At 72.7% G+C, this 8,713-nt stretch carries 7 protein-coding genes; 1 reads left to right on the top strand and 6 read right to left on the bottom strand.

The window, feature by feature from the left end; genetic code table 11:
• Window positions 1–34: 34 nt before the first annotated feature.
• The 4 genes from ACFV4N_RS35180 to ACFV4N_RS35165 all read right to left on the bottom strand — a co-directional run bounded on the left by ACFV4N_RS35180 (window position 35) and on the right by ACFV4N_RS35165 (window position 4,291).
• Window positions 35–679: a cytochrome P450 family protein gene (locus ACFV4N_RS35180; RefSeq protein WP_499676980.1), complete on the bottom strand. Its 645-nt coding sequence runs from the start codon at window positions 677–679 to the stop codon at window positions 35–37.
• Window positions 680–780: 101 nt separating this feature from the next.
• Window positions 781–1,974: an esterase-like activity of phytase family protein gene (locus tag ACFV4N_RS35175; protein WP_499676979.1), complete on the bottom strand. Its 1,194-nt coding sequence runs from the start codon at window positions 1,972–1,974 to the stop codon at window positions 781–783.
• Between the two features lie 133 nt (window positions 1,975–2,107).
• Complete coding sequence (locus ACFV4N_RS35170) at window positions 2,108–3,223, bottom strand: fatty acid desaturase family protein (RefSeq protein ID WP_499676978.1); 1,116 nt, start codon at window positions 3,221–3,223, stop codon at window positions 2,108–2,110.
• A gap of 12 nt (window positions 3,224–3,235) precedes the next feature.
• On the bottom strand, window positions 3,236–4,291 hold the full coding sequence (locus ACFV4N_RS35165; protein ID WP_499676977.1) for a ferredoxin reductase: 1,056 nt from the start codon (window positions 4,289–4,291) through the stop codon (window positions 3,236–3,238).
• 83 nt (window positions 4,292–4,374) lie between these two features.
• Here ACFV4N_RS35165 and ACFV4N_RS35160 point away from each other — a divergent pair, with 83 nt between their 5' ends.
• Window positions 4,375–5,511 carry a PucR family transcriptional regulator gene (locus ACFV4N_RS35160; protein WP_499676976.1) on the top strand — a complete coding sequence of 379 codons (1,137 nt, stop codon included), beginning with the start codon at window positions 4,375–4,377 and terminating at the stop codon, window positions 5,509–5,511.
• Window positions 5,512–5,643: 132 nt separating this feature from the next.
• Here ACFV4N_RS35160 and ACFV4N_RS35155 read toward each other — a convergent pair whose 3' ends face one another.
• A complete protein-coding gene (locus ACFV4N_RS35155; RefSeq protein WP_499676975.1) occupies window positions 5,644–7,944 on the bottom strand; it encodes a discoidin domain-containing protein in 2,301 nt (766 codons plus the stop codon).
• A gap of 113 nt (window positions 7,945–8,057) precedes the next feature.
• A partial coding sequence (locus ACFV4N_RS35150; RefSeq protein ID WP_499676974.1) for an HAD family hydrolase occupies window positions 8,058–8,713 on the bottom strand: 656 nt, incomplete at its 5' end.

Raw genomic sequence — 8,713 nt, 5'->3', positions numbered from 1 at the left:
CGTCGATCGCCACCCTCCCCGCGTCCTCCCGCCGCTACCGCCGCCACGTCAACCCCCTGTCCCCGCTCGGCGCGGCGGCCGTGCCCAACTCCAGCACCCGCCGCCGCTCCCCCGCCGGCACACCCAGCACCTCCGCGATCACCGTCACCGGCAGCAGGGCGCAATACGCCTCGACCAGGTCGACCGGATCCGCCGGGTCCAGCGCGTCGAGCAACTCGTGCGCCGTCCGCTCGGTCCACCCCCGCAAGCCCTCCACCGCCCGCGCGGTGAACACCCGCGTCACCAACCTGCGATAACGCGTGTGGTCGGGCGGCTCGGTCACCAACAGCGACGGCGGCACCATCGGGTGCAGCGCATCCGGCGCCGACCACTCCGCCAACCGCGCCAACCACCCGCTCCCCGCACCGATGCCACTGCGGAAGTCGTTGCTCGTCAACACCTCCCGCACCACCGCGTGACTCGCCGTGACCTTGGAGAACGCACCCTCCACCAACGGCCCGCGCCCGCGGATGTCGTCGAACAACCCGCTCAACGCCGCCGTCGGCAACGCGTTCGACGCCACGAACAACCGCGCCTGCGGATCACCGCGCCGAGCCGCGGCCAACAACGCGGCCCGGGGCAGCCCGTGCTGCACACCCCACCGCACCACCGGCTTGACCACACCCCGGACCCGCCCCATGGCCGCACCCCCTTTTGTGGTACTGACACGTACCACAAATCACGACGACGGGGAACCGCACCGGTGACGCCCCTCCCGAACGCCACCGGCGCCGACCACCCCTACCGCCGCCGCAACACCCGCGGATCCGCACCCAGCGCCTCGTCCAACCGCAGCGTGATGAACTCGTTGTCATCCGGCCGACCCGGGCTGCGACCCGACGACGACGGGAAGTTGTTGTCGTTCAACACCCCGATCGTGCGGTCGTCCAGCACCACCACGTCCTCGATCGTGGTGAACGGGAACGTGAACCGCTCCCCGAACCCACCCAGCCGCCGCGGGTTCGCGATGTCCAACAGGTCCGCCACCAGCGTCTTGTCCACCGCCCCGTCACGGTCCCGATCACGCTTGTCCACCAGGTAGACCCGCTTGGTCCGCGCGTCGACGCCCTGCGCGCCGTCCCGCTCGATCACCAGCAACCGGTTCCGGTCCACCGTGATCGCGTCACCGATCGCGTGCTCCGGCCGGTCCAACCGGTACGTCCACCGCTTCCCCGTGTACCGCCCCTGCCGCACGTCGAACTCGTTCAACCGCAACGTGCCCGGCTCGTCGCCCGCGACCGCGCCCTCCAGCAGCGCGTCCAGCGTCCGACCGTCCACCGACAGCGCCAGGCCCTCGTAGCCCTTGCTGCTGCCCAGGTTCGGCGAACCCGCCGGGTTCTCCGGCGCCACCACGCCGGGCAGCGGCACCGGCGGCGCCAGCAACCGCCCCGCCCGGTCGAAGTGCAGCAGGTACGGACCGAACTCGTCCCCGATCCAGTACGAGCCGTCCTCCACCCGCACGATCGACTCCACGTCCAGGTCCGCGCCCGTCAGCACCCGGTCCGGCCGCGTCAGCGGGAACGGCACGTGCCCGTTCGGGTCCGTCAGCGTGATGCCGCCGACCACGTCCACCGCGCCCGAGCGGAAGTCCGGCGCCACCCGCTGGATGCGCAGGGCGAAGTCCGCGCTGTTGGCCTTGGTGCCGAACCCGTTGTCCGACAGCACGTCGTAGGTGCCGTCGGCGTTGCGCAGCACGCCGCTGAACCCCTGCACCGGCTGGTCCGCGAACGGCGGCACCACCCCGTTGACCGGCGCGGTGCCCAGCGCCGCCCCGGACGGCTCGCTGCCCGGCACGAACGTCGACGCCGGCAGCGCGGCGAACCCGGTGAGCGTCGCGCGACCCCAGTCCCGGCGGTCGTCCGGCGCCGCCACCCCCGGTACCGCCACCCCGACCGACACCAGCACCGACAGCCCGACCAGCAAGGTTCTCCTCATGGGCGCACGCTAGGAGCGCCCGGTGAACGGAGGGTGATCTGCGCCTGATCGGCCGGTGGAACGTTGCTTTCGAGCAACACTGAAGTGATGGTGGGTTTCGAGACGGATCCGGTCCGGTACGCCGAGCGGTCGACTACGCCGCCGCGACGCCCCCCGACGCGCGGTCGGGCGCCTTGACCGGCCGGTTGGGCAGCGACAACCGGAAGACCTTGCGCCACGCCGAGAAGAGCTGCTTCGGCAACGATCCCGTGACGTAGTCCAGGCCGTAGCGGTCGAACACCTCCCGCACCTTCGGCGCGATCTCGCCGTAGCGGTTGCTCGGCAGGTCCGGGAACAGGTGGTGCTCGATCTGGTGCGACAGGTTGCCGGTCATGATGTGCAGCAGCTTGCCGCCGCTGATGTTGGCCGAGCCGAGCATCTGCCTCAGGTACCACTGGCCGCGCGTCTCGCCGACGATCGAGCGGCGCTCGAAGGTCTGCACGCCCTCGGGGAAGTGGCCGCACATGATCACCGAGTGGCTCCACAGGTTGCGGACCAGGTTCGCGGTGAACGTCGCGGCGAGCGTCGTCAGGAACGACGGACCCGACAGCAGCGGGTGGATGACGTAGTCCTTCAGGACCTGCTTGCGGATCTTCTTGCCGACCTCGCGGGCCCGCGCCCGGAACTCGGGGTCCTTGCGGCGGCGCTTGTGCAGGTTCTTGCCGAGTTCCAGGTCGTACGCCGCGATGCCGTACTCGAAGAAGCAGGCGTTGACGAAGTTCCACAGCGGCTGGCCCAGGTGGAACGGCTGCCACTTCTGGTCCTCGTCGACGCGCATAATGCCGTAGCCGAGGTCGTTGTCCTTGCCGATCACGTTGGTGTAGGTGTGGTGCAGCTCGTTGTGGGAGTGCTTCCACTGCGCGGCCGGCGAGACGTGGTCCCACTCCCAGGAGGTGGAGTGGACCTTCGGGTCGCGCATCCAGTCCCACTGCCCGTGCAGGACGTTGTGGCCGATCTCCATGTTCTCCAGGATCTTCGCCACGGACAGGCCCGCGGTGCCGACCAGCCAGGCAGGCGGGAAGAAGGAGAACAGCAACACGCCCCGGCTGGTCATCTCCAGCTTGCGCTGCACCGAGATGACCTTGCGGATGTAGGCCGCGTCGCGTTCGCCGCGGCTGGAGATCACCTCGTCGCGCAACGCGTCCAACTCGCGGCCGAGCTGGTCGACCTGCTCGTCGGACAGGTGGGCGGTGGGGTCGATGGCGGTCATGCTGCTCGCTCCCTAGCGTTCGATCTCACAGGCGCCCGCCGCGGCGGACACGCAGGTCTGGATGAGGACGCCGGGCTCGGCCGTGGTGATCTCACCCGTGCGCAGGTCCCGGACGCTGCCCGCGCGCAGTGGCGTGACGCAGCCGAAGCAGATGCCCATGCGGCAGCCGGACGGCATCAGCACGCCCTCCCGCTCGCCGACGTCGAGCAGCGGCGTGGACCCGTCGGCCTCGGCGGTCCTGCCGGTGGCGGTGAACGTGACCGCGCCACCCTCGCCCGTCGCCAGGACGGCCGGGCGGAACCGCTCGGTGTGCAGGCGGTCGGCGAGGCCGTGCCGCGCCCAGTGCTCCTCGGCGGCGTCGAGCATGCCCACCGGGCCGCACGCCCAGGTCTCGCGCTCGGCCCAGTCCGGCACGTGCTCGTCGAGGCGGGTGATGTCGAGCACGCCTTCGGTGTCGGTGTGCCGCTCGACCAACCGGATCGCCCCGTCGGCGGCCAGGTCGTGCAGGTCGTCGCGGAAGATGACGTCCGCCCCGGTCGGCGCGGAGTGCAGCACGACCACGTCGGCGAGGTCGGCGTCGCGCATCATGCCCATCGCGGGCGTGATGCCGCTGCCGGCCGTCAGGTAGAGCACCTTCGCGGGCCTGGTCGCGGGCAGCACGAAGTCGCCGGCGGCTTGGTCGAGCTGGATGACGGTGCCCGGCTCGGCCCGGTGAACCAGGTGGTTGCTGACCTTGCCGCCCGGCACCGCCTTCACGGTGATCGTGATGCGACCGTCGGCCCGGTTCGCGGGCGAGGTGACGGAGTAGGCCCGCCACAGCCTCACGCCCCCGACGTCCACGCCGACCCTGACGTACTGCCCTGCGACGTGCCCCTTCCAACCCCGACCGGGCTTGATCACGATGGTGGCCGCGTCACCGGTCTCGGCGTGGACCGCCTCGATGCGCCCGCGCAGGTCGGCGCCCGCGCGCAGCGGATCGACCAGGTCCAGGTAGTCCGACGGCAGCAGCGGCGTCGTGATCATCTCCAGCAGCCTCGACAACCGGGTGCGGAGGGCAACGCTCGTCATGTGCCCAGCATGGTGTGGCCCCGGGCGTAAAGTCCTGACCTCAAGACGTGAACTTCGCGCTGGGATTTGTACCGGGAGAACAAGTGGACCGCGCTGCCGGAGGTGCCGCCGAGGTCGGCCTCGACCACGCCACGATCACGGCGTTGCGGGCGTTGCTGCCGGTCACGGCCGACGAGGTGGTCCAGGCGGTGATCGACGAGGTGCCCAGTTACGAGGGCGCGCTATCAGGCCGGATGGGCAGCAGGATCCGCCGCGCCGTTCGCACCGCTCTGGGCCACTTCCTGGACGTGGCGGACGGGGTGGACACCCAGGGGGTCGCCACCGAGGCCGCCTACGAGCTGGGCCGCGGCGAGGTGCGCGACGGCCGCTCGATGGACGCCTTGCTCAGCGCCTACCGGGTCGGCGCGCGAGTGGCGTGGCGGGGTCTCGCCGCCGGAGCCGTGTCGTCCGGCCTGCCCGCCGCGGGGCTGGCCACGTTCGCCGAGCTGCTCTTCGCCTACATCGACGAGCTGTCCGCGACCAGCGCCGCCGGGCACGCCGACGAACTGGCCGTCCGAGGGCGGGCGCGGGAGCGCCACCTGGAGCAGCTCTGTCGTGATCTGATCGCGGGCGCGGACGAGGACGTGCTGCTCGGGGTCGCCGAACGGGCGGGCTGGACGCCTCCCGGCTCCCTGACGGCCGTGCTGCTGCCGCCCTCGCAAGCCCGCGCGGCGCACCGGCTGCTCGACCCGCGCACGTTGCTGCTGGAGGACCTGCCGGACTCCACGGCCGTGCTCCTGGTGCCGGACGCGGACCGCAGGCACGTGCTCCGACTGCTGGCAGACCGTTCCGCCGTGGTCGGCCCGACCCGGCCGTGGACGCGGGCGGTGTCGTCGTTCACCCGGGCCGCGCGGGCGCGGGCGCTGTCCGCGGACATCCGCGACACCGAGCAGCGGCTGGTCGACCTGGTGCTCAACGCCGACCCGGAGGCCTACGCCGATCTCCGCGCACGGGTGCTGGCGCCGTTGCGGGATGAGCGGCCGGCGACCGCGCGGCGGTTGGAGGAGACGCTGCGGGCGTGGCTGCTCCACCACGGGCGGCGGGACGAAGTGGCGGCGTCGCTGTTCGTGCACCCGCAGACCGTGCGGTACCGGATGGGCCGGCTGCGGGACCTGTTCGGCGACCTCACCTCGCCGGAACGGGTCCTCGAACTCACGCTGGCGCTGGCCAGGCGCGACTGAGGCCGTGCTCCCGGTCCCCGCGCCCCGGCAGACCGTGCCGGGTCCGGGCTGTCGCCGACCCGACCGCCCGGGGCGGGTGCCCGCCTGCCGCACGACCGGATCGCACGACCGGCGGGCACCCGCCCCGTCACCTCAACCCGCGTACACCTCGAACTCGGCCAGCTGGGCGGCGGGCCACCCGGTGTTGCCGGTGACGGTCAGCCGCAGGAAGCGGTGGCTGCCGGTGACCGGGACGGCCACCTGGTTCCCGGACGCCGGGTCGAACCGCAGGCCCGTCGGGGCGACCAGTTGGCCGTACGCGCCGCCGTCCGCGCTGCCGGACACGCTCAACGTCTGCGTGCGGGCGCCCCAGGCGCCGGACGGCGGCAGCTTGAGCACGAGCCGCCGCACCGGGACCGCGCTGCCCAGGTCCACCGTGAAGGTCTGCGGGAACTGCTGGTTCACGCTCTCCCAGTAGGTGCCGGCGTCGCCGTCGACCGCGTTGCCCGCGGGGTAGCCGCCGGTCGCGCTGGAGGCCGTCACGGGTTTGCCGCGCGCCAGGTTGCCGCCGGGCGCCGGCGAAGTCGTGGTGGTCGTGGGCGTGGTGGTCGGGGCGGTGTGGACGGGGTCGGGCCACGCGCCGCAGTAGGGCGGACCGTCCCAGCCGGAGTTCCCCGCTCCCCTGGTGATCTGGAACGCGCCCTCGCCCAGGCAGCTGTAGACGCCCGCGCGGCCGAGCCCGGTGGCGACCACGTTGGCGAACGACGCCGCGCCGGGCGACTGGAGCTGGAGGCCGAACGTGCCGGCGCCGTTGATGCGCACGCCGTCGAAGTGCACGTTGGTGATGGTGCCGCTGATGAACTGGATGGCCTCGTAGCTGCTGTCGACGAGGTCGGTGTCGGTGACGTCGACGCGGCCGTTCATCGCGCCGTCGCGGGCGTCGAACCACAGCGCGCCCACGCCGAACTGCCAGTTGGAGTCCAGCACGCCCGCGCGGAGGGTGGTGTTGCCCGACAACGTGGTGGTGCCGGACAGCGGCACGGCGGAGAACCGGTTGCCCACGTGGAGGCCACCGCCCTGGTCCTGGGTGTCCGCGACGACGTTCCCGGTGACGGCGTTGTCCCGGCCGCCGTAGAGGGCGATGCCGTTGGCCTTCATCGGGACGACCACGGTGTTGCGGCGGATGGTGTTGGAGTGGTCGGCCTGGTGCTCCGACCACAGCGCGATGCCGTCGTCGCTGATGTTGCGGAACAGGTTGTGCTCCACGACGACGTTGCTGATGCCTCGGTGCAGGTTCATCCCGTCGGCGAGCTGGTCGACGACCTTGTTGCCGCGGACGGTCAGCCCGTCGAAGGGGCCGTCGAGCCACAGGCCGACCTTGGTGTGCTGGAGGAACATGCCGGAGACGACCGAGCCGCCGCCCAGCGCGCCGCCGATGGCGTTGGTCTGGTCGCAGTCCACGCGGTGGGTGACCTCGCCGATGACGGCGAAGTCGTGCAGGCCGACGCGCGTGCTGACGCCCGCGTTGCCGCCCTGGCCGCACGAGGACGGCTCGCCCAGGCCGTAGAAGCCGACGCGGTCGCCCGTGACGACGCTGTGCCAGTGGCCCGCGCCGCGCACGGTGACCCGGTCGACGGTGATGTGCCTGGTGACGGTGAACCGCCCGGCCGGGATCCACACCTCACGACCGGAGTTCCGGGCGGCGGCCACCGCCGCGTCGAAGGCCGCGCTGTCGTTCGTGCCGTCGTCCGGGGTGGCGCCGTGCTCGGTGACCGACACGGAGTTCGCGGGCCGGGCCGCCGCCGGCGCGACCAGCTCGAAGTCGGCCAGGTCGATGGTGTACGACGGCGCGGTGTCGCCCGGGTCCACTTGGAGCCGCACCTTGGCACCCGCCCGGAGGGTGGTCGGGAACAGCGCGCGGGTGGAGTCGTAGAGGTGGTGCGGGCGGCCCTGGCCCGGGTCGTTCGAGTACGGGTAGGACCCGTAGCGCCAGGCGTACCGGGAGGTGAGCGAGAGGCTGCCGGACCGCTGCCCGTCCAGGTACAGCGACAGCGGGGCGGTGATGCCCGCGCCGCCGTTGCCGTCGGGGACGCTGTAGCGCACGTCGATGGAGTTCGCGGGCTCGGTGAGGGTGAACTCGACGTACCGGCCCTGGCCGGACAGGGTCACGGCCCGCCTGCCCGACGCCTCGCCCTCCAGCGTGCCCTGGCGGCGGCCGGGGCCGATGCGCGTCCCGTTGGTGGCGGCGTCCTCGGCCTCGTGCTCGACGAACGGCACGTCCGCGCCCCGGCCGGGCACGTCGAACGGGGAGCCGGCGGCCGCGGCGGCCGGGGGTGCCGCGGCCGCGGGGGACCCGGCCGGCGCCGCGGTCGCGACCACCGCCGCGGCCAGCAGGGCGGCGGCCGTCGGAATCGCGCCGAGCGCCGGGAGGCGTCGGTGGTGGAGCAGGCGCATGGGTTCGGCCCTTCGTCGGACGGGACCCTGGCGGCGGGCAGGGGTGCGCGGTGTGGCGTGGCGCACACCATAAGCAGCCGTTCTGCAAGATGTCTACTTAATCACGCAAAAATCTAACTCGAAGCCTCAAGAAGGTGTCGGATCGCCAGGTGGGTGTCCCCGGCGACCAGGTCGGGCGGCGTCGAGTCCCCCGGCCACGGCCGCCCGTGGTCGACCCAGCACGTGCGCAGCCCGGCGCGCCGGCCGCCCTCCACGTCCAGCACCGGGTCGTCGCCCACCACCCACCCGGCGAGGGGGACCCCGCACCGCCGCGCCGCCACCCGGAAGATCTCCGGGTCCGGTTTGCGCAGGCCGACCTCGCCCGACGCGCACCAGCCGTCCACCAGGTCGACCAGGCCGGTGCGCCGCAGCTTGCCCAGCTGGTTGTCCGGCAGCCCGTTGGTGACCACGCCGATCCGCCACCCGGCCGCGCGCAGCGCCACCAGGCCCTCCGCCACGCCGGGGCGCACCGCGACCAGCTCGGGCACCCGCGCCCGGTAGCGCGCCCACAGCTCCGCGACCGGCTCCGCCAACCCGAACCGGTCGCGGACCTCGGCGAACAGCCGGTCCTTGGGGCCGCGCGACCGGCGGCCGGCCTCCACCAGCCACGTCACCGCTCCCCCGGGCAGGTCGTGCTCGGCGGCGAACTCGCCCGCCCACCGGGTGAACGCGCCCGTCAGGTCGACCAGCGTGTCGTCGAGGTCGAACAGGACGAGGGTCAGTACGCACC

This window comes from Actinosynnema sp. NPDC059797 (genome assembly GCF_042732085.1).
Classification (GTDB): domain Bacteria; phylum Actinomycetota; class Actinomycetes; order Mycobacteriales; family Pseudonocardiaceae; genus Actinosynnema.
Note: the sequence above shows the minus strand (reverse complement) of the source record. Positions and strands in the feature narration are given on the sequence as shown.

Excerpts from the sequence above, each read along its gene's own strand:
- ACFV4N_RS35180 (WP_499676980.1), bottom strand. The coding sequence starts at position 679 with ATGGGGCGGGTCCGGGGTGTGGTCAAGCCGGTGGTGCGGTGGGGTGTG.
- ACFV4N_RS35175 (WP_499676979.1), bottom strand. The coding sequence starts at position 1,974 with ATGAGGAGAACCTTGCTGGTCGGGCTGTCGGTGCTGGTGTCGGTCGGG.
- ACFV4N_RS35170 (WP_499676978.1), bottom strand. The coding sequence starts at position 3,223 with ATGACCGCCATCGACCCCACCGCCCACCTGTCCGACGAGCAGGTCGAC.
- ACFV4N_RS35165 (WP_499676977.1), bottom strand. The coding sequence starts at position 4,291 with ATGACGAGCGTTGCCCTCCGCACCCGGTTGTCGAGGCTGCTGGAGATG.
- ACFV4N_RS35155 (WP_499676975.1), bottom strand. The coding sequence starts at position 7,944 with ATGCGCCTGCTCCACCACCGACGCCTCCCGGCGCTCGGCGCGATTCCG.